Origin of the sequence: Phytoamicus setariae (assembly GCF_016722925.1) — a bacterium.
Classification (GTDB): Bacteria; Pseudomonadota; Alphaproteobacteria; order Rhizobiales; family Rhizobiaceae; genus Rhizobium_E; species Rhizobium_E setariae.
This window is the reverse complement of the sequence record NZ_JAEQNC010000001.1, coordinates 42,122-64,090: the sequence shown is the minus strand read 5'-3', so window position 1 is coordinate 64,090 and position 21,969 is coordinate 42,122. Positions and strand designations below refer to the sequence as shown.

24 protein-coding genes, 1 tRNA gene and 1 pseudogene are annotated in these 21,969 nt (G+C 59.0%); 14 read left to right on the top strand and 12 right to left on the bottom strand.

Annotation, left to right across the window (positions count from 1 at the left end):
• Window positions 1-39: 39 nt before the first annotated feature.
• The 4 genes and pseudogenes from JJB09_RS00345 to rpsA all read left to right on the top strand — a co-directional run bounded on the left by JJB09_RS00345 (window position 40) and on the right by rpsA (window position 4,093).
• Window positions 40-531, top strand: a complete 492-nt coding sequence (locus JJB09_RS00345) for an L-2-amino-thiazoline-4-carboxylic acid hydrolase (protein WP_201651672.1) — start codon at window positions 40-42, stop codon at window positions 529-531.
• Between the two features lie 87 nt (window positions 532-618).
• A pseudogene (locus JJB09_RS00340) lies at window positions 619-1,421 on the top strand (alpha/beta fold hydrolase).
• A gap of 211 nt (window positions 1,422-1,632) precedes the next feature.
• Window positions 1,633-2,289 carry a (d)CMP kinase gene (gene cmk / locus JJB09_RS00335; protein ID WP_201651670.1) on the top strand — a complete coding sequence of 219 codons (657 nt, stop codon included), beginning with the start codon at window positions 1,633-1,635 and terminating at the stop codon, window positions 2,287-2,289.
• A 100-nt stretch (window positions 2,290-2,389) separates the two neighbouring features.
• Window positions 2,390-4,093 (top strand): 30S ribosomal protein S1, encoded by a 1,704-nt coding sequence (gene rpsA / locus JJB09_RS00330; protein WP_201651668.1) that lies wholly within the window; start codon window positions 2,390-2,392, stop codon window positions 4,091-4,093.
• A gap of 106 nt (window positions 4,094-4,199) precedes the next feature.
• Here rpsA and JJB09_RS00325 read toward each other — a convergent pair whose 3' ends face one another.
• Complete coding sequence (locus JJB09_RS00325; RefSeq protein ID WP_201651666.1) at window positions 4,200-5,957, bottom strand: hypothetical protein; 1,758 nt, start codon at window positions 5,955-5,957, stop codon at window positions 4,200-4,202.
• A gap of 185 nt (window positions 5,958-6,142) precedes the next feature.
• Between JJB09_RS00325 and JJB09_RS00320 the strand changes: the two genes are divergently transcribed.
• Both JJB09_RS00320 and JJB09_RS00315 read left to right on the top strand, forming a co-directional pair.
• Window positions 6,143-6,478, top strand: a complete 336-nt coding sequence (locus JJB09_RS00320; protein WP_201651664.1) for a DUF6665 family protein — start codon at window positions 6,143-6,145, stop codon at window positions 6,476-6,478.
• A gap of 67 nt (window positions 6,479-6,545) precedes the next feature.
• Window positions 6,546-6,923, top strand: coding sequence for a nuclear transport factor 2 family protein (locus tag JJB09_RS00315; protein ID WP_201651662.1), 378 nt, complete (start codon window positions 6,546-6,548; stop codon window positions 6,921-6,923).
• Window positions 6,924-6,925: 2 nt separating this feature from the next.
• Here the strand turns inward: JJB09_RS00315 and JJB09_RS00310 are convergent, their stop codons facing one another.
• From JJB09_RS00310 to JJB09_RS00290, 5 genes are read right to left on the bottom strand one after another with little or no spacing between them, the layout of a single operon-like run.
• Window positions 6,926-7,468: a DUF1697 domain-containing protein gene (locus JJB09_RS00310; protein WP_201651660.1), complete on the bottom strand. Its 543-nt coding sequence runs from the start codon at window positions 7,466-7,468 to the stop codon at window positions 6,926-6,928.
• Window positions 7,469-7,485: 17 nt separating this feature from the next.
• On the bottom strand, window positions 7,486-8,112 hold the full coding sequence (locus JJB09_RS00305; protein ID WP_201651658.1) for a ribonuclease D: 627 nt from the start codon (window positions 8,110-8,112) through the stop codon (window positions 7,486-7,488).
• A 51-nt stretch (window positions 8,113-8,163) separates the two neighbouring features.
• The gene (locus JJB09_RS00300; protein WP_201651656.1) at window positions 8,164-8,400 is read right to left on the bottom strand and encodes an Lrp/AsnC ligand binding domain-containing protein; all 237 of its coding nucleotides are present in this window, start codon (window positions 8,398-8,400) and stop codon (window positions 8,164-8,166) included.
• A gap of 18 nt (window positions 8,401-8,418) precedes the next feature.
• Window positions 8,419-9,273, bottom strand: coding sequence for a prephenate dehydratase (locus JJB09_RS00295; RefSeq protein WP_201651654.1), 855 nt, complete (start codon window positions 9,271-9,273; stop codon window positions 8,419-8,421).
• A 31-nt stretch (window positions 9,274-9,304) separates the two neighbouring features.
• Window positions 9,305-10,051 carry a 3-deoxy-manno-octulosonate cytidylyltransferase gene (locus JJB09_RS00290; RefSeq protein ID WP_201651652.1) on the bottom strand — a complete coding sequence of 249 codons (747 nt, stop codon included), beginning with the start codon at window positions 10,049-10,051 and terminating at the stop codon, window positions 9,305-9,307.
• A gap of 152 nt (window positions 10,052-10,203) precedes the next feature.
• Here JJB09_RS00290 and JJB09_RS00285 point away from each other — a divergent pair, with 152 nt between their 5' ends.
• Both JJB09_RS00285 and JJB09_RS00280 read left to right on the top strand, forming a co-directional pair.
• Window positions 10,204-10,755, top strand: coding sequence for a c-type cytochrome (locus tag JJB09_RS00285; RefSeq protein ID WP_201651650.1), 552 nt, complete (start codon window positions 10,204-10,206; stop codon window positions 10,753-10,755).
• 119 nt (window positions 10,756-10,874) lie between these two features.
• Window positions 10,875-11,351, top strand: coding sequence for a VOC family protein (locus JJB09_RS00280; protein WP_201651648.1), 477 nt, complete (start codon window positions 10,875-10,877; stop codon window positions 11,349-11,351).
• 35 nt (window positions 11,352-11,386) lie between these two features.
• Here JJB09_RS00280 and JJB09_RS00275 read toward each other — a convergent pair whose 3' ends face one another.
• From JJB09_RS00275 to aroA, 3 genes are all read right to left on the bottom strand, one after another.
• Window positions 11,387-12,007 (bottom strand): glutathione S-transferase family protein, encoded by a 621-nt coding sequence (locus tag JJB09_RS00275; RefSeq protein WP_201651646.1) that lies wholly within the window; start codon window positions 12,005-12,007, stop codon window positions 11,387-11,389.
• A 66-nt stretch (window positions 12,008-12,073) separates the two neighbouring features.
• Window positions 12,074-12,679: a class I SAM-dependent DNA methyltransferase gene (locus JJB09_RS00270; RefSeq protein ID WP_201651644.1), complete on the bottom strand. Its 606-nt coding sequence runs from the start codon at window positions 12,677-12,679 to the stop codon at window positions 12,074-12,076.
• A gap of 21 nt (window positions 12,680-12,700) precedes the next feature.
• Window positions 12,701-14,047, bottom strand: a complete 1,347-nt coding sequence (gene aroA / locus JJB09_RS00265; protein WP_201651642.1) for a 3-phosphoshikimate 1-carboxyvinyltransferase — start codon at window positions 14,045-14,047, stop codon at window positions 12,701-12,703.
• 276 nt (window positions 14,048-14,323) lie between these two features.
• Here aroA and JJB09_RS00260 point away from each other — a divergent pair, with 276 nt between their 5' ends.
• Both JJB09_RS00260 and JJB09_RS00255 read left to right on the top strand, forming a co-directional pair.
• Window positions 14,324-14,716, top strand: coding sequence for a TIGR02300 family protein (locus JJB09_RS00260; RefSeq protein WP_201651641.1), 393 nt, complete (start codon window positions 14,324-14,326; stop codon window positions 14,714-14,716).
• A 139-nt stretch (window positions 14,717-14,855) separates the two neighbouring features.
• Window positions 14,856-14,931 (top strand) — tRNA-Ala (locus tag JJB09_RS00255).
• Window positions 14,932-15,072: 141 nt separating this feature from the next.
• Here the strand turns inward: JJB09_RS00255 and JJB09_RS00250 are convergent.
• Window positions 15,073-15,636 carry a dual specificity protein phosphatase family protein gene (locus JJB09_RS00250; protein WP_201651639.1) on the bottom strand — a complete coding sequence of 188 codons (564 nt, stop codon included), beginning with the start codon at window positions 15,634-15,636 and terminating at the stop codon, window positions 15,073-15,075.
• Between the two features lie 225 nt (window positions 15,637-15,861).
• Between JJB09_RS00250 and JJB09_RS00245 the strand changes: the two genes are divergently transcribed.
• Window positions 15,862-16,092, top strand: a complete 231-nt coding sequence (locus JJB09_RS00245; protein ID WP_201651637.1) for a hypothetical protein — start codon at window positions 15,862-15,864, stop codon at window positions 16,090-16,092.
• A 69-nt stretch (window positions 16,093-16,161) separates the two neighbouring features.
• On the opposite strand, the gene JJB09_RS00240 is transcribed toward JJB09_RS00245, so the two are convergent.
• Window positions 16,162-17,586, bottom strand: a complete 1,425-nt coding sequence (locus JJB09_RS00240) for a mannose-1-phosphate guanylyltransferase/mannose-6-phosphate isomerase (protein ID WP_201651635.1) — start codon at window positions 17,584-17,586, stop codon at window positions 16,162-16,164.
• 281 nt (window positions 17,587-17,867) lie between these two features.
• Between JJB09_RS00240 and lnt the strand changes: the two genes are divergently transcribed.
• Both lnt and JJB09_RS00230 read left to right on the top strand, forming a co-directional pair.
• Window positions 17,868-19,454: an apolipoprotein N-acyltransferase gene (gene lnt / locus JJB09_RS00235; RefSeq protein ID WP_201651633.1), complete on the top strand. Its 1,587-nt coding sequence runs from the start codon at window positions 17,868-17,870 to the stop codon at window positions 19,452-19,454.
• A gap of 145 nt (window positions 19,455-19,599) precedes the next feature.
• Window positions 19,600-20,022: a helix-turn-helix domain-containing protein gene (locus JJB09_RS00230; protein WP_201651631.1), complete on the top strand. Its 423-nt coding sequence runs from the start codon at window positions 19,600-19,602 to the stop codon at window positions 20,020-20,022.
• A gap of 97 nt (window positions 20,023-20,119) precedes the next feature.
• Here JJB09_RS00230 and blaOXA read toward each other — a convergent pair whose 3' ends face one another.
• The gene (gene blaOXA, locus JJB09_RS00225; protein ID WP_201652622.1) at window positions 20,120-20,902 is read right to left on the bottom strand and encodes a class D beta-lactamase; all 783 of its coding nucleotides are present in this window, start codon (window positions 20,900-20,902) and stop codon (window positions 20,120-20,122) included.
• Window positions 20,903-21,053: 151 nt separating this feature from the next.
• Here blaOXA and JJB09_RS00220 point away from each other — a divergent pair, with 151 nt between their 5' ends.
• Window positions 21,054-21,935, top strand: coding sequence for a LysR family transcriptional regulator (locus tag JJB09_RS00220; protein ID WP_201651629.1), 882 nt, complete (start codon window positions 21,054-21,056; stop codon window positions 21,933-21,935).
• Window positions 21,936-21,969 lie beyond the last annotated feature (34 nt).

Below are 21,969 nucleotides of genomic sequence, written 5' to 3'. Positions count from 1 at the left end.
CGGCACCGAAATCCCCTCTATCTGCTTAGGAATACCACAATGAGCGAACAACCTCTCAATCTCCCAGTTCTTCTCAAGCGCAGCCTGCAGGCGCAGGTCATCGGGCCGATTCACGCCGAAATGGTCGAAGCCTTCGGCAAGGAAAAGGCCGATGCCGTGCTGGATTCGGCCATTCGCAAGGCAGCGATCGCCGAGGGACAGGCCTTTGCGGCCCGCGCACCGGATGGGCGTACCTCACTGGCGGATTTCATCAAGCTTTACGAGCTCTGGACGCACGACGGGGCGCTCGAAATTGAAGTCCTCGACGCCTCTGACGAGCGCTTTGACTTCAATGTCACCCGCTGCAAATATGCAGAAACCTACAAGGAGATGGGATTGGGCGACATCGGCCACCTGATGTCCTGCAATCGCGATGGCACCTTCTGTCAGGGCTACGATCCCAACATCAAGCTGGAGCGCAAGCAGACTATCATGGCCGGTGCGAGCTGTTGCACCTTCCGCTATACCTATGACGACGCAACAAAGCCGTGACACCGGCTTTCACCAGGCCGGCACACGGACTTGGCTTGAAATCAGGAGGCTTGCGATCCCTGAATATGCAACACGACGTCTGTGGCCATGAACATCGAGGATGACGACCTCCTGCAGTTCGAAGCACAAGGCGCGCCTCCCCTGCCAGAGCCGCAGGTTCAAGGGCATGTTATCAGGAACGGCGCCCGGATCTGGTATGCATCCTATGGTCAGGGACCGGCAGTGCTGTTGCTGCACGGCGGGCTCGGCCATAGCGGCAATTGGGGTTACCAGGTGGAGTCGCTCGTTGCGGCCGCCTTCTGTGTCACTGTCATGGACACGCGCGGGCACGGGCAGCACGCGACGCAAGACCATTCACTTACGATCTGCTTGCATCCGACACACTCGCGGTCATGGATGCACTCCAGATCGAGCACGCTGCGGTGGTCGGTTGGAGCGACGGCGCCTGTACCGGCCTCATTCTTGCCCACCATCACCCTGAACGGGTGGATGGCGTCCTGTTCTTCGCCTGTAACATTGACCCCGGCGGGACGAAGGAATTCGTGCCGACCCCGATCATCGATCGCTGCTTCAGCCGACATGGCAAAGATTATGCCACGCTTTCGGAAACACCCGACCAGTTTGAAGCATTCGTGGAGGCCGTCGGGCAAATGCAGAGAACGGAGCCCAACTACACGGCGCAAGACCTGGCCGGGATTTCCGTACCAGTAACTATCCTGCATGCCGAATACGATGAATTCATCAAGCCTGAGCATGCACAATACCTGGCGTACAACATCCCGGGCGCCGAGCTCGTCCACCTTGCCGGCGTCAGCCACTTCGCGCCGCTCCAGAGGCCTCGGTTTTTCAACGACACCATCCTCGCGCTCCTTCGAGAGCCAGTCGCGTGAAGCTGTTCCTGCCGTAAGACGGAGCCGGCGAGCCGCACTGCACATAGTTGCAATGCATTGGCCGAGCATCGGCAGTGTCGCAATTCTTCCGCAATTCCGGACGAAAACTGACGCGCGGCAGTCACAATTGCTTGGCATTCCCGGCGGGGTTCCTTAATAAACCCTGCGTAAAGCGGCCACAGCCCGCGATTCTTAAGCTATGGAACTGTAGATGACTGTGATTGCCATAGATGGCCCGGCCGCAGCAGGCAAAGGAACGCTTTCCCGCCTGATTGCCGACGCCTATGGTTTTCATCACCTCGATACCGGGCTGACATATCGTGCGGTCGCCAAGGCGATGATCGATGCGGGCCTTCCCTTCGACAATGAGGCTGTTGCCGTTCGTATCGCCCGGTCCATCGAGCTCGCCGGGCTGGATCGGACGGTTCTTTCCGCGCACGAAATCGGCGAGGCCGCTTCCAAGATCGCCGTCATGCCGAAGCTGCGCAAAGCACTGGTCGAGGCGCAGCGCGCTTTCTCCCGCCGCAATCCGGGCACAGTGCTCGATGGGCGCGATATCGGCACCGTTGTCTGCCCTGACGCAGCGGCCAAGCTCTACGTCACCGCCTCGCCCGAAGTGCGCGCCAGCCGCCGCTACGAGGAGATTGTCCACAACGGGGGCGATACGGATTTCGAGACGGTACTTGCCGACATTCGCAAGCGCGACGCGCGCGACATGGATCGCGCCGACAGCCCACTCAAACCCGCAGATAATGCGTACTTGATTGATACGTCTGAAATGAGTATAGAGGCCGCGTTCCAGGCTGCGAAAACTCATATCGATGCGGTTCTGGAACGGGAAGCTGCTGCAATCCGCGCGCCGGAATAGCCCTCCTGCAGAGGGCCGGATTGTTGAAGCGCCCATGTTCAACCCTAACCCCCGGCGCTTTGGCGGCCTAGATAGCATCTGTCGCCCGTTTGGAGAACCAATGTCCGCAGTAAACTCCCTGAAGGAGGACTTCGCGTCCCTCCTCGAAGAATCCTTTTCCAAGGTTGATCTGGCCGAAGGCTACGTCACCAAGGGCATCATCACCGGCATCGAGAAGGACGTCGCCATCGTTGACGTCGGCCTCAAGGTCGAAGGCCGCATCGCGCTGAAGGAATTCGGTGCGCGCGCCAAGGACGGCACGCTCAAGGTCGGCGATGAAGTCGAAGTTTACGTCGAGCGCATCGAAAACGCGATGGGCGAAGCTGTTCTGTCGCGCGAAAAGGCTCGCCGCGAAGAGAGCTGGATCAAGCTCGAAGTCAAGTTCAACGCCGGCGAACGTGTCGAAGGCGTGATCTTCAACCAGGTCAAGGGTGGTTTCACCGTCGATCTCGACGGCGCGATCGCCTTCCTGCCGCGCTCGCAGGTCGACATCCGTCCGATCCGCGACGTATCCCCGCTGATGCATGTTCCGCAGCCGTTCGAAATCCTCAAGATGGACAAGCGTCGCGGCAACATCGTCGTTTCGCGTCGTACCGTTCTTGAAGAATCCCGCGCTGAACAGCGTTCGGAAATCGTCCAGAACCTCGAAGAAGGCCAGGTTGTCGAGGGTGTCGTCAAGAACATCACCGATTACGGTGCGTTCGTCGACCTCGGCGGCATCGACGGTCTGCTGCACGTCACCGACATGGCTTGGCGCCGCGTCAACCATCCGTCGGAAATCCTGTCCATTGGCCAGCAGGTCAAGGTTCAGATCATCCGCATCAACCAGGAAACCCATCGTATCTCGCTCGGCATGAAGCAGCTCGAGTCCGATCCTTGGGGCGATATCGGCGCGAAGTACCCGACCGGCAAGAAGATCACCGGTACGGTTACCAACATCACCGATTACGGCGCATTCGTTGAGCTGGAGCCGGGTATCGAAGGCCTCATCCACATCTCCGAAATGTCCTGGACCAAGAAGAATGTCCATCCGGGCAAGATTCTCTCCACCACCCAGGAAGTCGACGTCGTCGTTCTCGAAGTCGATCCGTCCAAGCGTCGCATCTCGCTCGGCCTCAAGCAGACGCTTGAAAACCCGTGGGCTGCGTTCGCAAACGCGCATCCGGCTGGCACCGTTGTCGAAGGCGAAGTCAAGAACAAGACCGAATTCGGCCTGTTCATCGGCCTCGACGGCGACGTGGACGGCATGGTTCACCTCTCCGACCTCGACTGGAACCGTCCGGGCGAACAGGTCATCGAGGAGTTCAACAAGGGTGACGTCGTCAAGGCTGTCGTTCTCGACGTTGACGTTGACAAGGAGCGTATCTCGCTCGGCATCAAGCAGCTCGGCAAGGATGCTGTCGGCGATGCAGCCACCTCTGGCGACCTGCGCAAGAACGCAGTCGTCTCGTGCGAAATCATCGGCGTCAACGATGGTGGCATCGAGGTCAAGCTCGTCAACCACGAAGAGCTCACCTCCTTCATCCGTCGTGCCGACCTGTCGCGCGACCGTGATGAGCAGCGCCCAGAGCGTTTCCAGGTTGGTCAGGTTGTCGACGCCCGCGTCACCAACTTCTCCAAGAAGGATCGCAAGGTTCAGCTGTCGATCAAGGCTCTTGAAATCGCTGAAGAGAAGGAAGCCGTCGCACAGTTCGGTTCGTCCGACTCCGGCGCTTCACTCGGCGACATCCTCGGCGCGGCTCTGAAGAACCGCGGCGGCGAATAAGCCTCAGCCGAAATACTGAAATGAGAAACCCGCCGGAGCGATCCGGCGGGTTTCTTTTTTGGACGGCGCGCCCCCGCGAAACACCGCCCAACAATTACGGAATGTGCTAAAAGCCACCCATGCGCTGGTACATTGCATAGGCGCGGTCAGACTCGGACGAATCGCGCGTGACCGCTACCGTCAGCGGCTCCTCGGGCTCGCCGGTCAGCAGGTCGTCCACCGCCTTGCGAGCCAGTCGTTCACGGCGTTCCTCGCCCGTTTCGGCCTCGTCGCCTTCCATGTCGTCGCCCTCGCTCTCACCCTCCGGGTGTTCGTCTTCTAGGGGACTGGCATGAAATTCGTCCTTTGCCGGCAAGGCCGGCGCATAGGCGAAGGGAATGGCCACCGGTTCGGTTACGATCCTCGCAGGAGCGTGCATGTCTGGGCTATTGGCGGCTCGGCTTTGCGGCATGTCCTCCGCCTTTGTCTTTCGCCTCACCTGCTCTGCCTCATCTTCCTCGGGCGTGGCTCGGGCCAAGACCGCCTTATGCCTTTCAATAGCCGCACTGGCTGTCGCGACCGCTTTCTCAATTTTGGCTAACGCCTCGGCAACAACGGCCCGCGGAAGCTCTTCGCCTGTCGCGCGGCGGCGAAGCAGATCTGCAGGGTTGGGCTGGCTGGCAATGAGATCCGTTGCGTTGGTCGACTTGGCGACGACGACTTCGGCAACGGCCTTCTGTACGAGCACCGCCTCAAGACGACGTTCAGCCACCTGGTGTTTGTCCACTGTCCGGTTTTCAATCAGCTTTTCGCCTATTGCGGGCTTCAGTTGCACTTGGTCGCGAAGCCTCGCTCCATCCGGCCTGTCCAGATGCTTGGGGTTTGGTGTTTTAGTTTCAGCCTCAGGTGCCTGTTCTTCCGGCTCGGCCAGCGCTGCGAACTCCGATTCCGCCATCACTTCATTCGCCGCGATAGAATCCACACCCTCGGCAGCCACGGTTGCCACTGCTGTCTCGGGTTTCGCGACCCGCCGCGGGGTCTCTGTCTCTCGCACCGGCTCGTGTGGATCCAGCATTGAAGCGTCTGTATCGACATCCGGCACAACAACTTCCGGGTCGGCGACTTTGAGTGCCACAGGGCCGTCAGCATCGGCTGGATGCTCCATGGGCATGTTCGCCGGCCGGTCACCGGCGGCCTGCTCGCTGGCAGTCGACGCGCCCGGTTCGAACATCGATTTCAACTGGCTCTGCAGCCCCCTGGCTTCACCTTCTCCTGAACCTGCATTCGGGGCTTGAACCGAAATTTCGTTAGCCCGCACCACGGCCTCGATCGAAAACGCTTCCGCAGCGCGGGGCAGTACCGGGCCCTGCTGCAGGTAACTGCTGGTGGCGGCGATCGCTGCCGCGCGCGCAAATGGCGTGCGTGGCGCTTCCGCCAGGGCCACAATACGGGCAGCCATCGACCCTCCCGGCGCTTTCAGGGCTTCGGCGAGATCGGTCAACCGAATGTTGAGCGCCTTGAGGCCTGAGCGGATTTCGAGTGCTGCGCGGTCATTGTCCTTCATATTGGAGATCGCGGTTGCTAATCGCAGGAAGAATGCGTCCATGCTTTCGTCGTCACGGCGGCTCATGTTGAGCTGTGCGGCAATCGCAAACGCAAGCAGTTGCAACACCGTTCGGCTCGCTGCCGTCGCGGTGACCGCATTGACGTTGGCCAGTACCGTGCTCCCGGACAGCCCGATCGTCGGCGCCGCGCTTGCCAGCTGCGACTCGGAGACATCAGGCTGCGCGTCAGCAGCGGAATGGCCCGCTGCCGTGCGTGCTTCGGACCCATGGGTCTTGATCGATGCCGAGGCGATGCTCGATTGGGATACGGGATTCAGCATGGCAACGCTCGCTGCTGAGGAAGGGACATGGAAAGGAAACGCCGCTCATGCAGCTCTTGGTTTGCCGTACCGGCGTTGGCCGGAGGCGATTGGCATAACGCCAGCGAAGGCCTATATTATCGTTCAATTCTAGGAGATGTTGGTTAATTGTTTAATAACAACGGCCCGACTCTCAAGGTGCAGCAATGAGCCTTCGCCCACCGCAAACCTATTTTGACAACACATCCGGCAAAGCACCATTGAATGTGCTGGACTACGAGATGATGGCCGAGCGGGCGGATAGCCTCGGTCGTGCTGGATTGAGAGCAGAGGCGGCGCTGGCCAGTTTTGCCTGCGCATCAGACGATGAACGCGGCAGGTTGATAGACGAGGCCGCAGCGAAAGTTTATGCATTGTTTATCCAGCGAGAGATATGCGGCCTTAAGAACGGCCGGGACGTTGTCGCGCGGTATGCCATCCCGGGCGCCGTTATGGCACGGCTCGGGGCAAGCGCAAGGCAACCGGGAAATGCCTCCGCCTGATGATGGCGGAACCTAAGAGCGCCATCCAAAGTTATACTGATCTGCTTGAGGAATGGAGCTGACCGCCATGCTCTACGATCCCATTCATATCGCCCAGTCCAGCTACCTCGCCTACGTCAACAAGGACCGCGCGGCCCTTGAGGCGCTGATCGCAGACGATTTTCACTTCACAAGTCCACTCGACAACCGCCTTGATCGCGAGACTTACTTCGAGCGCTGCTGGCCCAACAGCGCGTCGATCTGTGGGTTCGATTTCATCCATACGGTGGCCCATGGCGACAAGGTCTATGTCACCTATGTCGGGCGAACCACGCACGGCAGTCAATTCCGCAACACTGAGATCCTGACGATCCATGAAGGCCGGATTGTCGAAGCGGAGGTGTATTTCGGCTGGAATGTGCCGCATGAAGCGGCCGAGGGCGGCTATATCGACGCCGGCGAGTGAGATCAGACCGATCGCGCCAATTCATCCAGCGCGAGCATGGTGTTCCAGTTGCGCGCGGTCATCGGCACCTTGAGTACCCGTTCGACCAGGCCCGCCAGCTTTGATTTTCCAAATCCATCTGGTGCGTGCAGATAAAGCACGACGCCGACGATTTTCCATTCATCGGCGCCGAAATCGCGCGACATGAGCTCCTCGACGTTCGCCGACTCCGGCTGACGGTCGAGGATGAACGCGTGCAATGTCCTGGGATGCTCCGCCGCCTGCAGAAAGGGATTGGCCGCGACTATATGCGACCAATCGTTGGCGGTACGCACCAGAACATGCACATCCATTGCGCATTTGTCGGCGATGGCTTGCGAAATTGCTGGTGCCAGCGTCCCAGCCTCAGTCTCCTGCGCACGGAAGACCATGTTGCCGCTTTGCAGATAGGTCTGGATGTCGGCGAGGTCGAGCATGGAGACGGCCTGCCTCAGGTCCGCCATCTTCAGCACTTTGCCGCCGACATTGATGCCCCGGAGAAGTGCGATGTAGGTCTGATCCGCCATGCCTTCTCCCAACATGGTCAGCTGTGAGCGAAGATATCCGTTTCTTCCCAGCCGACGAGATCGAGCTTGGCGCGGGTGGGCAAGAATTCGAAACAGGCCTTGGCCATTTCGATGCGGCCGTCACGCACAAGGCGGGCGGTAAGCTTGTCGCGCAAGGCATGCAAATGAAGCACATCGGAGGCCGCATAGTCGAGCTGTGCCTGGGTGAGCGTCTCTGCGGCCCAGTCGGATTGCTGCTGCACTTTGGAAACGTCGATTTCCAGCAGTTCCTTGAGATTGTCCTTCAAGCCGTGGCGGTCGGTGTAGGTGCGCGAAAGGCGCGAGGCGACCTTGGTGCAGAAGACGGGCGTCGTGGTCACGCCGAATGTGTGAAACAGGACTGCAATGTCGAAGCGGCCGAAGTGGAAGATCTTCTCGCGCCGGGGATCGGCAAGCATAGCCACCAGATTTGGCGCTACCGTCTGACCCTTGGCTATCTGGATGACATCGGCCGAGCCGTCACCGGGAGAAAGCTGCACAACACACAGCCGGTCGCGGCGCGGAATGAGGCCCAACGTTTCGGTGTCGATGGCAATCGCGCCGGTGTAGCGGGCAGCGTCAGCAGCGGAGATATCGCCCTTGTGAAGACGGATTGTGGTGGGCATGGGTAAATCCCCGGAGTTGATTTGTCGGCAAGGCCTATGGTGGAAAATACGTCAAAACGCCTTGAAGGTCATCGTGGTCAGCGAGCGCGAGATGTTCTCGATGTTCAGGACCTTGTTGTTGATGAAATGACCGATATCTTCCTCATCCGGAATGTAGAATTTGACCAGCAGGTCAAACTCGCCACTGGTCGAATAGATCTCGGATGCGATCTCGCGCTGATAGATCTGATCGGCGACATCATAGGCCGTACCCGGCTTGCACTGTAGCTGGACGAAAACGCAGGTCATCGACTGCTCCTTCCTGAATTACAAAGTGTCGCGCATCGGATGCGCGCGATAAGTTCCTAGCACGCGCACTTCCGTCGAGAAGAACTTCAACTCATCCATGGCGTGGCGCACGTTTTCGTCATCGGGATGGCCCTCGATGTCGGCATAGAACTGGGTCGCCACGAACTTGCCGCCGAGCTGGTAGCTCTCGAGCTTGGTCATGTTGATGCCGTTGGTGGCAAAGCCGCCCATAGCCTTGTAGAGCGCTGCCGGAATGTTGCGGACATTGAAGATAAAGGTGGTGATGATCTTCTCGTCCGCCGAATGGCGCGCCGGCACGATACGGTCGCGCGACAGCACCACAAAACGCGTGACATTGTTTTCGGAATCCTCGACGTTCTCTTCCAGGATTTCGAGACCGTAGAGGTCTGCTGCAAGCCTCGGTGCAAGTGCCGCCATCGTGCGGTCCTTTTCCTCGGACACCATCTTGGCTGCACCTGCGGTGTCGCCGGCAACGATCGCCTTCCAGCCATTCAGGCGGACGATCTTGCGGCACTGGCCGAGTGCGTGAACATGGCTGTGCACGGTGCGGATTTCGTCCATCTTGACGCCCGGCAGCACCATCAGCTGGAAGCGGATCGGCATGAAATACTCGCCGACGATATGTACCCGCGATTCCGGCAGCAGGCGATGGATATCGGCGACACGGCCGGCGAGCGTGTTCTCGATCGGGATCATGCCGAGATCGGCATCGCCGTTTTCGACCGCCGCCAGCGCATCTTCGAACGTGGCACAGGGCAGAGGCGACAGTTCAGGAAACTGGTCCCGGCAAGCCATGTCGGAATTTGCGCCGAAGTCGCCCTGAAAAGCGATACGGTTTGTCTTGGTAATCATAAGGAATGCATCCGCCCAATGTATGAATTATCTATTTTCCAGCGAGGATCGCCCGGGCCTTTTCGAGGTCCGCGGGAGTATCGACGCCGAGCGGCACCGAGTCAACGATTTCGGCGTCGATCCGCATTCCCGCCTCAAGTGCTCTGAGCTGCTCCAGGGATTCGCGCTTTTCAAGCACCGAGGGCTGAAGCGATACGAACCGGGCGAGAGCGGCGCGGCGATATGCATAAAGCCCGATGTGATGATAGAGCGGCCCCTTGCCATGCGGGGCCGTGGCTCGGGTAAAATAGAGCGCATGCAGCCGACTGTCGCCAATGGGCGAGCCGACAATCTTGACGACGTTGGGATTGGTTTTCTCGTCCTCATGGACGATCTCGACCGTCAGCGTGGCAATATCGACTTCCGCGTTTTCGAGCGGACGCAGGCTGGCGCGAATCGTTTCGGGCTCTATGGTGGGAAGATCGCCCTGCACATTGACGACGAACTCGGCCTTGCCGTCAGGATCGGCGCGGTTCAGCGCCTCGAAAATCCTGTCCGAACCCGATTGATGATCGACACTGGTCATCACGGCTTCGAAACCTGCCCCGACCACGGCATCGAAGATATCCTGGTGATCGACGGCAACGGCAACCCGGCCGAGACCGGATTCGACGGCCCGACGCGCGACCTGCACGATCATCGGCACCCCTGCGATATCGGCAAGGGGCTTGCCCGGCAGGCGGGTCGAGGCCATTCTGGCTGGAATGAGGATCAAGGTGTTGTCAAAAGTCGGTATCATCCTGCAAGGCCCTTCAAATTCCAGCGGAAAAGTGTCAATTAGTCTCACCTGCGTCGGTGAATTATGGTTGCGCTCATAGTTCAAAAGACATAGGTTCCGGCCGATTTCAAGATGGCCCGGGGGGCATCAGGCGGCAAGGGGAGCTTTGCAAGATGAATTCTAAAGTGAATATGGGTTTGGGTGCATTGCTGGGGACGGTGTTCGTGCTGTTCACCGTGTCGCTTGCATCGGAGAGTCTCTTCCATTCGGAGACTCCGGAAAAGCCCGGCTTCGAAATTGCCGCTGCCGAGTCGACAGATGGAGCTGGCGCGGCTGCCGAAGCACCTGCCGCCGTTCCTGTCGCTGATCTCATGGCCACTGCGGATGCGGCTCGCGGCGAAGCGCTATTCAAAAAATGCGCCAGCTGTCATAGCGCCGAGAAGGGCGCAGGCAACAAGGTCGGCCCGAACCTCTTTGGCGTCGTCGGCCGCCCGATCGCTCACCTCGGCGATTTCGGCTATTCCGGCGCGATGAAGGAATTCGCGCAGGGCGGCAAGGAAGTTTGGGACTGGGATCATCTGAACCACTTCCTGACTGCCCCGAAGAAGTACATCAAGGGCACCGCGATGGGCTTTGCCGGCGACAAGAAGGATGCCGAGCGCGCAGACCTGATGGCCTACCTGAACTCGAAGTCGGATAGCCCGCTGCCGCTGCCGACCAAGTAAGGTCAGGAAACTCGCTGATTTCAGGCCCGGTTAACGCCGGGCCTTTTTGTTGTGCGGCCGTTTTCTTGACCCATCAGGGATTGGCCGCTAAATTTCCTCTCCACCAGAGGAGGATGGAAATGGCCAGAATTTCGACATGCCTGTGGTTCGATGGCAAGGGCGCGGAAGCTGCCGGGCTCTATACATCGCTGATCCCAAACTCGAAAATCCTCACCAATTTCGGCCAGACAGAGAGCGGCGAGCCGCTGGTCGTCGATTTCGAGCTCGATGGCGTCCCTTATCAGGCCCTGAATGGCGGGCCGCTTTTCAAGCCCAGCGAATTCGCCTCGATCGTGGCCCATACTGACAATCAGGCCGAAACGGACCGACTCTGGAATGCCCTGACCGCCGACGGCGGCGCCGAAAGCCAATGCGGCTGGCTGAAGGACAAGTACGGCGTCTCCTGGCAGATCGTGCCGCGGGCGCTTCTCAAATCGCTTGCCGGGCCTGACAAGGCCGGCGCCGGCCGGGCCATGCAGGCGATGATGCAGATGAGGAAGATCGACATCGCTGCAATCGAGGCGGCCTATTCCGGAACGAGCGATTCCGGCGGCTAGCATCCTGTCCCCGAAATCGCGTCATGACCGCCACGTTACTGCGACTGGCGCGACAACGCCCTTTGGACGCTTTCAAGCTGAGTCATGCGGTTGAGATGATCGCTGACCTTCGGATACTCCTTCACGTCAACGCCGTCGCCTTCCAGCCAACGGGCGATTGTAAAGAGATATGGATCGGCGACGGTGTATTTGTCGCCCATCACCCACGGGCCCTTGAACATGCTCTGTTCGATCAGTCCGAAACAGGCCGCCATGTTCTCCGGCACCTTCTGCTGCATGTCCTCGAAGGAGGATTGCTGGGTTGCCCAGCGGCTGCCACGCCGGCCATGGGCATGGGCAACGTGCACAGTGGAACAGAGATAGGAGTTGAACGCCTGCAGCTCGCCGAAGGCGAACGCATCGTCGAGAGGGGCAAGCTCGGCTTCCGGAAAGCTCTGGGCGATGAAAGCGAGGATCGCCGGGTTTTCCGTGAGAATCCCACGCCCTGTGACCAGCGCCGGCACCCGGCCCTTTGGATTGACCGCAAGATAGTCCACCCCCCTCTGCTCCCCAGCCTTGAAATCCAGGCGGATAAGCTCGTAGTCGGCACCGGCATCCTCGAGCGCGATCTGGGACGCGAGCGCGCAGCTGCCGGGAGAATAGAAGAACTTGAGCATGAGAACTCCTTGGGACGACGGGCGAGACAGGGATTTATAGCAGAAACCGATTGCGTGTCAGCGCTTCTATTCGCCAAACCGTGCCAGCCAGATTGTATGACCGCCGCACGTGGGATCCTCGGCCACATGCGCCATGACCGCAAAACCGTTGTCTTGAAGCAGCTGCCGGTACTCCTCCGGAGCCAGGCTTGCATGATAAAGCTCTTCGCCTTCGAAGCTGCCGATCGCCTCGCCGTGAGCAGGGCCGCTGGTAAACATCAGCCGCGCACCCGGTGCGGCATGATCCCGGAAGATCGGAAACATCGCGCGCTGATCGTCATAGGTCAGATGAAAGAAGCTGTCCCAGGCAATCAGCCCATCAAACCTTTGGCCGAGCGATAGCTTGCGCATGTCGGAGACATGCCATTGATGGCCAGGAAAGCGAGCGCTGCAGAGATCGATCAACGGTGCGGACGAATCGATCCCTGTCACGTGAAAGCCCGATGCCGTAAAATACGCGGCAATCGGCTCACCGGAGCCGCAACCGATGTCGAGGACGGCGGCGCCCGCCTGAAGGCCGTCAGTGAACCGGTCGAGCCAAGGCTTTTCGCCCAGCGTCTTGCCACGGCCTGCATCCCAATGGGCGGCGAAGGTTTCGTAGAGTTCGATAATCCTTTGCGCCGCATCCGTCATGACTTACCTCAGCGTTTTGCCTCAGCCTATTCTGGCGCCCAATCCCGTCATCAGATCCATGAACTCCGGAAAGCTGGTGGCAATCATGCGCGCGTCGTCGACCGTCACAGGATGCTCCGAAGCAAGGCCCATGACAAGGAAGCTCATGGCAATGCGATGATCGAGGTGCGTCTTGACCTGGCCATCCGAACGATTACCGAGCCCCTTGCCTCCGGGCACCCCATGCACGACAAGCGATGTCTCGCCTTCCTCGCACTGGACGCCATTGAGCTCGAGACCCCGGGCCACGGCGGCAAGGCGATCCGATTCCTTGACGCGGAGTTCTTCCAGGCCATCCATGACGGTCTTGCCTTCGGCGAAGGAAGCGGCGACCGCCAGCACGGGATACTCGTCAATCATCGACGGCGCGCGATCGGCGGGGACGGAAACACCCTTGAGTTCGGAAAATTGCACGCGCAGATCGGCAACATCCTCGCCGCCGGCATTGCGGACATTGAGCACTTCGATCCTTGCACCCATTTCCTGAAGCGTCAGGATAAGGCCCGTGCGGGTCGGGTTCATCAGCACGTTGACAATGGTGACGTCGGAGCCCGGCACCAGCAGCGCCGCGACCAGCGGGAAGGCTGTGGAGGACGGATCGCCCGGCACGTCGATCACCTGCCCGGTGAGCTTGCCCCGGCCTTCGAGGCGGATCGTGCGGACGCCTTGGGCGTCGGTTTCGACGGTGAGGTTGGCGCCAAAACCCTGCAACATCTTTTCAGTGTGGTCGCGGGTCATGATCGGCTCGATCACCGTGGTAATTCCCGGCGTATTGAGGCCCGCGAGCAGCACGGCCGACTTGACCTGCGCCGAGGCCATCGGCACGCGATAGGTAATCGGGTTCGGCGTCTTGGGTCCATGCAGCGTGACCGGCAGCCTGTCGCCATCGGCCGACTGAACCTGAACGCCCATTTCACGCAGCGGATTGAGCACACGGCCCATGGGGCGCGAAGTCAGCGAGGCGTCACCGACAAAGGTCGAGGCGAAATCGTATACGCCGACCAGACCCATCGTCAGGCGGCAACCTGTGCCGGCATTGCCGAAGTCGAGAGGCGCCTCGGGCGCCAGCAGCGCGCCGTTGCCGGTGCCGTTGATGATCCAGGTCTCGCCGACCTTTTCGATCTTGGCGCCCATCGCGGCCATCGCCTTGCCGGTATTGATCACGTCCTCGCCTTCAAGAAGGCCGGTGATACGGGTTTCGCCGGCTGCCAGCCCCCCGAACATGAAGGAGCGATGCGAAATCGACTTGTCGCCGGGGATGCGCACCGTGCCCTTGAGATTCTCGGATTTCCTTGCTGTGGCGGGAGCGGGGTTACCACTATGCGACATGTAATTAGCCCTTCGAAAGACTGCTTTTGGCGGCTGGAAAGGGTCGCTCGAAACCGTCCCCCCTCGCCCGATTGCGCGCTGGTTAACACAAAGGTGTTTCAAGGTCATCACGATAGTTGCGATTTATGCAACTCCCGCCATCGTTCGCTTGAACTTTAGCTTTGACAGATGCGGGCAAGATCGCTAATGGGCTTTCACCTTATTTACCGCCAAAGCCGGCTTTCCGGCTCGCCGCCTTTGACGCATTGGACGGCTTATCATTCAAGAGGTCTTGACGTGGCAAAACCAGAACTTGGTACCAAACGCATCGATCCGGAAACGGGCAAGAAATTCTATGACCTGAACAAGGACCCGGTGGTCTCGCCCTATACCGGCAAGGCCTACCCGCTTTCCTTCTTCGAAGAGACTTCCGCGGCCAAGGTCATGGAGAAGGCCGCCGAAGAGGAAGAAGTGGCGGAAGTCGATGCCGAAAGCACGGAAGTCGAGCTGGTTTCCCTGGAGGAAGCCGACGACGAAGCAGCGGGTGGCGAAGACATTCCGGATCTCGGTGACGACGATGTGGATATCGGCGACGACGATGACGACACGTTTCTCGAGCAAGACGAAGACGAAGACGAAGACGACATGTCCGATCTGATCGGCGTCAACTCCGACGAAGACGAAGTCTGATCTGCAGTTTTCTCCGGCGGATCAAAAAAATCCGCCGGATGTGAATTTCCTGCTTGCCATTCGGAAAAAGCAGAAGTAAACACCCGGCATCGAAGCCAAACAGGCGCCGGTAACCACCCACCCGGAAACGGGACAGGATGGGGCTATAGCTCAGCTGGGAGAGCGCTTGCATGGCATGCAAGAGGTCAGCGGTTCGATCCCGCTTAGCTCCACCAAATTCTTCTCCCAGAATATCACAAATTTCCAAGTCTTTGAGATTGTTGCAGGATTTCACGCGCTTCAGGCACTACACCCGGCCAGCTGTGCGAATCGTGTTGCTGCGTCTTTCGCTTCGGGAGCCGGCTGAACGAATCGCCTCAGCTCGGCAGGCCGAAATACTTTTCGAGATCTTCCCAGCTCTCGTCCATCGCATAGGTCGGCGAGAGATAGGGAATGCCGATATGGCCGAATCGGATGGACAGCTGCCCTTCGGCAGTCTCTTCGTCAACGCCGGCCAGGCGCTGCAGATAAATGATCGAGACAAGGCCCGTCCGGTCAGAGCCGGACTTGCAGTGGATGAGAATGGGCTTTGGCGCATCCTTCAACAGCGCAATCAACTGATCGGTCTGCTTTGAGGTTAGCGGCCGGCTTGCCGACATTCCGAAATCGATGAGCTTGATGCCGGCCTTCTGGGTCGCTGCGACCTCCTGCCGGTACCATTTCGCATCGCTGGCGCCACGGAGGTTGACGACGGTTTTGATGCCATAGCGCTCGGCATAGCGGGCTATGTCATCGGCCGATGGCTGTGCGGAACGATAGAGTTGGTCGGGCAGCACCTCGGCGAAATTGCCCGTCATCTGGATCACGACCAGATACGTACCGGCCAACACGCCACAAGCAGCAACGCCCACCCCCACACGCTTCCAGAATTTGCCGAACATGCCGCCTCACCCCTCCGGGAATAATTCTCGATGCAACCGCATTTTATAAGGGCTGAATTTTGGCCAAAGGCCTGCAGCTGCTTAGATTCATTCCAAAATTGCGCTTTGAAGGTCAATATGCCTCTTCAACATTACACGCAAATGAAGATTTCCACCAAGGCCGCGCCGCCACCGGAACTTCAGCGCCTTCGGATCGTTTTGTTTATGAGGGAAAGAAGGTGGCCTATGAAGACGCGCACGCGAGTGACAATCGTCATTTCCACTGCCTTGAACGCCTTATCGTTTGCGGCTGGCATAGTGCTGGTCTACGCTCTTGCGGGCCTCGTCGATCGTGCCGAACTGATCCTGCCGGTGGTAATGCTGGCGAGCCTTGTGATGACGCCGATCATTGTGTCCTGGCTCATCTGGCATTTCTACGAGCGGGAGCATATTGGCACGCATCGTCATCGATATTAGCCGAGACCCGCCAAGCGTAAGAAGCGGCCAGATGGCCGCTTCGATAAGTGGATAGGTACGAACAATACCTTAGCTGCGCCCAAACGTGTCCTCGAGCCGGATGATATCATCCTCGCCCAGATAGGAACCGGTCTGCACTTCGATCAGTTCGAGCAGGATCTTGCCTGGATTGGAGAGCCGGTGCACATCGCCCTGCGGGATATAGACCGACTGGTTTTCGCGAAGCATCTGGACGGTGTCGCCGATCTGGACTTCGGCGGTACCCCGCACCACGATCCAATGTTCCGAACGATGGTGATGCTTCTGAAGCGACAATTGCTTGCCCGGCTTGACGAACAGCCGCTTCACCTGGAAACGATCCCCCATCAGGACCGAGGAGTAACCGCCCCAAGGCCGATAGCTGGTGCGATGCTCTTCCGTCAGTTTGGCGGTCTTCGGGTTCTTCATCAATTCCTTGACGACGCGGCCGACGTCCTGGGCATCCGAAAGCTTGCCGACATAGACGGCATCCTCGGTGGCGATGACCACGGCGTCCTCTACCCCATTGACGGACACATGCATGCTTTCCGACAGCACCAGCGACTGCCGGGTGTTGAAGAGGTTGACCGGCCCGCGTGAAACGTTGCCCGCCTCATCGGCCTGGCTTTCCTTCCATACGGCGTCCCAGGCGCCAAGATCCGACCACTGGATCGGCGACGGCACCACGGATGCGAGCCGGGTCTTTTCGAAAATCGCATAATCGACGGAAATATCCGGCGAGGCGGAAAACTCGGCTTCGCCAAGACGGATGAAATCCAGATCGACGCGGGCAGCTGAAACCGAAGCGTCGGCAGCCTTGAAGACGTCAGGCGCGAGCACCTTGCATTCGGCGGTGAAGACGGTGGAATCGAACATGAACATGCCCGAATTCCAGTAGTAATTGCCGCTCGCGATCATCTCGCGTGCCTTGTCCTCACTGGGCTTTTCCACGAAGCGCTTGACTGTGTGCGCGCCGGTCTTTTCCTCGGTTCCTGCCTCGATGTAACCGAAACCGGTGGCCGGAGAGGTCGGCGTGATGCCGAAAGTGGCAAGGCGTCCTGCCTTTGCTGCCGCAGCGGCGGTGTCGACGGCCGCCAGATAGGCATCGTCCAGCGTGATGTTGTGATCGGATGCGAGAATGTGGATCAGACAAGGGCCATTGCGGGCAGCGATCAGGGTGGCGGCGGCAATCGCGGCTGCCGTGTTTCGTGCCACCGGCTCCAGCACCACGGCTTCAAGTTCGATGCCGGCTTCCTGCGCCTGCTCGGCGACGAGGAAGCGGTATTCCGCGTTGGTGACAACGACGGGCTTGCCATACCGCGACGGATCATCCAACCGTTTCAACGTCATCTGAAACAGGCTCAGGTCGCCGGTCAATGCAAGGAATTGCTTCGGACGCTGCGAACGGGACATCGGCCACAGCCGCGTTCCCTTGCCGCCCGCAAGAATTACCGGAACAATCAGATTGCTTCCCATCGTCTCATCTCTCCAAAAGTGCTGGCTACAGTTTCCGGCGGCGGCGATTGCGCGTCAGCGCTTCGTTGCCACATCAGAAGCTGAGAATTCCGGTCCATCCATACTATTTATCCGTTTCCGGATCCTTTAAATCCAAAGTGTTTGCGGGTCATCGTTAACGAAGCACCCTATAAACACTTGGGGCGCGGTGAGTCGCTGAAGCAGATATCGCGACAAATGCGGCGAAATCCTGCAAAACTGCGCAAATAGAGTGATTCGACGCATTTTATGGGATGAGCAGAATGGATCGGCTAGCGGCTTTCGTCACGCTGAGTTCAGGCACGAAACGCTTTCTGATCGCACTTTTCGCCGGGGCCCTCGCGGCCTTTGCGCTGCCGCCCTTCGGAATTTTTGTCGTCGGCTTCGTGTCCTTTTCCATCTTGGTCTGGCTGCTCGACGGCGCAGCCGGCAATCCAGACCGCAATTTTCTCGTCCGGCTTCTGCCCGCCTTTCTGATCGGCTGGGCGTTCGGGCTCGGCTACTTCGTCACCGGCCTCTGGTGGATCGGCAACGCACTGCTGGTGGAAGCTGAGAGCTTTGCCTGGGCGCTGCCGCTGGCTATTCTCGGCCTGCCCGCCTATCTCGCATTGTTCTACGGATTGGCCGCGGCACTTGCCCGCTTGTTCTGGACGGACGGCTTTGCCCGCCTGCTCGGCCTCGGAGCGGCATTCGGACTTGCAGAATGGCTGCGCGGTTTCCTGTTTTCCGGTTTCCCCTGGAATTCGATAGGCCAGGCCGTCATGCCGTTTCCGGCGATGATGCAGTCGATAGCCATCGTCGGCAGCGACACGATGAACGTTATCGCCGTCGTGGTTTTTGCTGCCCCCGGCCTGATTGCCGCCGGCCGCGGTGCCCGACCGGCGCTGGCGCTGGCGTGTGTGCTGCTTGCCATGCATGTCGGCTTCGGGCTCTACCAGCTTCAGCAGCCGGCAACATATCCGGAGAACGCCCGTGTTGTGCGACTTGTCCAGCCTGTCATAGACCAGGCCGCCAAGATCGACGACAACGAGCGCAGCCGGATCTTCGCCGAACACCTCGCATTGACAAAAGCACCAGCCAAGGGCGGCGGCAAGCGTCCCGACTACATCGTCTGGCCGGAGACTTCGATTCCATTCATCCTCACGCAGAATCCCGATGCGCTGGTGCAGATTGCTGATACGCTGGAAGACGGCCAGGTATTGATTGCCGGGGCGGTGCGAATGGAAAGCGACAGCGCCGGCCAGGAGCCGCGATATTACAATTCCATCTACGTCATAGATTCCCAGGGCCAGATCATCAGCGCCGCCGACAAGGTTCATCTCGTCCCGTTCGGCGAGTACCTTCCTTTCGAAGACTTACTGGAGCGAACCGGCTGGTCGGCGGTTGCGGCCATGCCCGGCGGCTTCAGCGCCGCACAAAGCCGGCAGAACCTGACATTGCCCGATGGCCTCAGGTTACTGCCGCTTATCTGTTACGAAATCATCTTTCCAAACGAGATCTCTTCAGAATCGCAGGCAGATGCGATCGTCAATCTCACCAACGACGGCTGGTTCGGCTACTCGCCGGGGCCATGGCAGCATTTTTTCCAGGCAAGGCTCCGCGCGGTCGAAACCGGCCTGCCCGTCATCCGCAACTCGAACAGTGGCATCTCAGCAGTGATCGATGGTCGCGGCAGAATACTTTCCGGCCTCGATTTTCAAGCTGTGGGATACATAGACGAAACTTTACCTTCAAAGATTGCAGTAAAATTGAACGAACAAATTCGCAGTCTGAACTTCGGGTTGCTGGAATTCACTATATTCGTGATTGTGCTGATCACCCGCATGAGTTTTATTTTCAAACGGAATTGACCAAAACCCCTAAAAAGGCATAGTATATTTAGCGGGTCGTTCCCGCGATGGTGAAAAGTTCTCAATCGATAGCTTACAACGCAGCGTTAGCGCTTATGCCTTTGCCGGGCAGCAAAGGCTACCCTACCACCAATAGGACACTAACATGATCGAAAACAAGAAGAAGCCAAACCCAATCGACATACATGTCGGTAGCCGGATTCGCCTGCGCCGTACGATGCTCGGTATGAGCCAGGAAAAGCTGGGGGAAGCCCTCGGCATCACTTTCCAGCAGATCCAGAAGTACGAAAAAGGCACAAATCGCGTCGGCGCCAGCCGCTTGCAAGCGATTTCCGGCATTCTGAACGTCCCGGTATCCTTCTTCTTTGAAGACGCCCCGGACGGCAATCCCGCAAACAGCCCCGCCGGCATGGCGGAAGCTTCCAGCTCAAATTATGTGGTTGACTTCCTGTCTTCATCCGAAGGTCTGCAGCTCAATCGCGCTTTCGTGAAGATCAATGATCAGAAGGTGCGCCGCAAGCTTGTGGATCTCGTCAAGGCTTTGGCTGCCGAGGCCGAAGCCGAATAAACCGATCATGCCCTGCGATTGCGGACCTGGACAGAAAATGGCAGGTCCGCAACCGGGTCAAAGGCACGCTCAGCCATAGATTTGGGCTAGATATGCCTTAAAGCTTCTCCATCAGCTCCGGCAATTCCTTCAGGAAAGTGGCCCTAAGCGCCGGCCCTGGCGGCAAATCCGTATCGGGAACGCCGATCTTCATTCGCACGAAGACCAGACGGCGGCCATCGTTCTCAGCCCAGCCGACGAACCAGCCGATCGGGTGGCTTTTGTCGATCCTGCCCTTGCCGTTCCTAAGCCAACCGCTCCCGGTCTTTCCCTGCACGGTCCAGCCATCGCCGCTTTCGAAAGTCGGGATGACCTTTCGGGTCATTTCCACCGCCTTGGCGTTCACGGGCAAGTCTCCCCCCAGCAAACGCCTGAGGAATGCGGCCTGTTCGTCCGGCGAAATAACCAGCGACGACATCAGCCAGGAATGCGTCAGGCCATTGTTTTCGCCGGGCCTGCCGGCAACATCTGCGTTCCCATAACCGAACTTGGCGACATAGTCGGCAAATTTCCGGTCGCCGAGCTTGCGTGTGATCTCCTGCGAGTACCAGACGATCGAATCCTTCTCCCAGATCGTCGGATCGACGGATTTCCGTTCGCGCTTGCTGGCCTTGAATTCCGGCTTGTAGTCCCAGCGAGGCTGATGTTCACTTTTCAGAATGCCGGCATCGAAACCGATAACCGCCAGCGGAAGCTTGAACGACGACATCGGCGTGAAGCGCTGATCGCATGTGCCGTCGCGGTAAAGCGTCTTGCCGGAAGGCTGATCGACGATCAACGTGCACTCAGCCGCGTCTTCGGCTGCCAATGCAGGCGACAACGGCAGCAGAACGCACAACATTGCCACCAGATTTGCAATTCTCGGCTTTTTCACCACGCAGTCCTCATTTTCTGATTTTCGATGAGCCATTAGCTAGATTGATTGAGCGGGGGTCGCAAACGATGTTATCTCGTGCCTGACCCAAGCAAAATTAGGCCTTCAGATACCCACGATGGTAAGACCCTACCTTCCCCTCAACGCGCTCAGGGCCTTTGAAGCGTCCGCCCGGCATCTGAGCTTCACGCGCGCGGCCATCGAACTCCGCGTCACGCAGGCCGCCGTCAGCCACCAGGTGAAACTGCTGGAAGAGCGGCTGAAAACCCCGTTGTTCAAGCGTTTGCCACGTGGCTTGATGATCACGGAAGAAGGACAGGCCTTGCTGCCAGTACTCAAGGATTCGTTCGATCGCATGGCCGACGTCGTCGAACGTTTTGAAAACGGCCATTTGCAGGAAGTCCTGACCATCGGTGCCGTCGGCACCTTTGCAGTGGGCTGGTTGCTGCCCCGTCTCGGTGATTTCCGCGACCGTTTCCCCACGATCGATATCCGGCTTTCGACCAACAACAATCGCACCGACATCGCGGCCGAAGGGCTCGATTACGCCATTCGGTTCGGAGACGGCGCCTGGCACGGAACCGAGGCATACCCGTTGTTCGAGGCGCCTCTCAGCCCGCTCTGCATCCCGCAGATCGCCCGCAATCTTCATACCCCGATCGCAGTGACTGACTATCCGATGCTGCGCTCCTATCGCGGCGACGAATGGAGCGGCTGGTTCGATGCCGCAGGCGTCTCTCCGCCCCATGCAGGCACCAAGGGCATCGTTTTCGATTCCTCGCTGGCCATGATGGAGGCGGCGGTCCAGGGCATGGGCATTGCGCTCGCACCGCCATCGATGTTCTCGCGCCTGTTGCTCAACGGATCGATAGAGCAGCCATTCCGGATCTATACGTCGAGGGGCAAATACTGGCTGACGCGCCTAAAATCGCGCACCCCGACGCCTGCCATGAAAACCTTCAAAAACTGGCTGCTCGGCCCAGCGATGACAAGGTTCTGAACACCGGAAATTACCGTCTGTCAAAGCGGCGAAC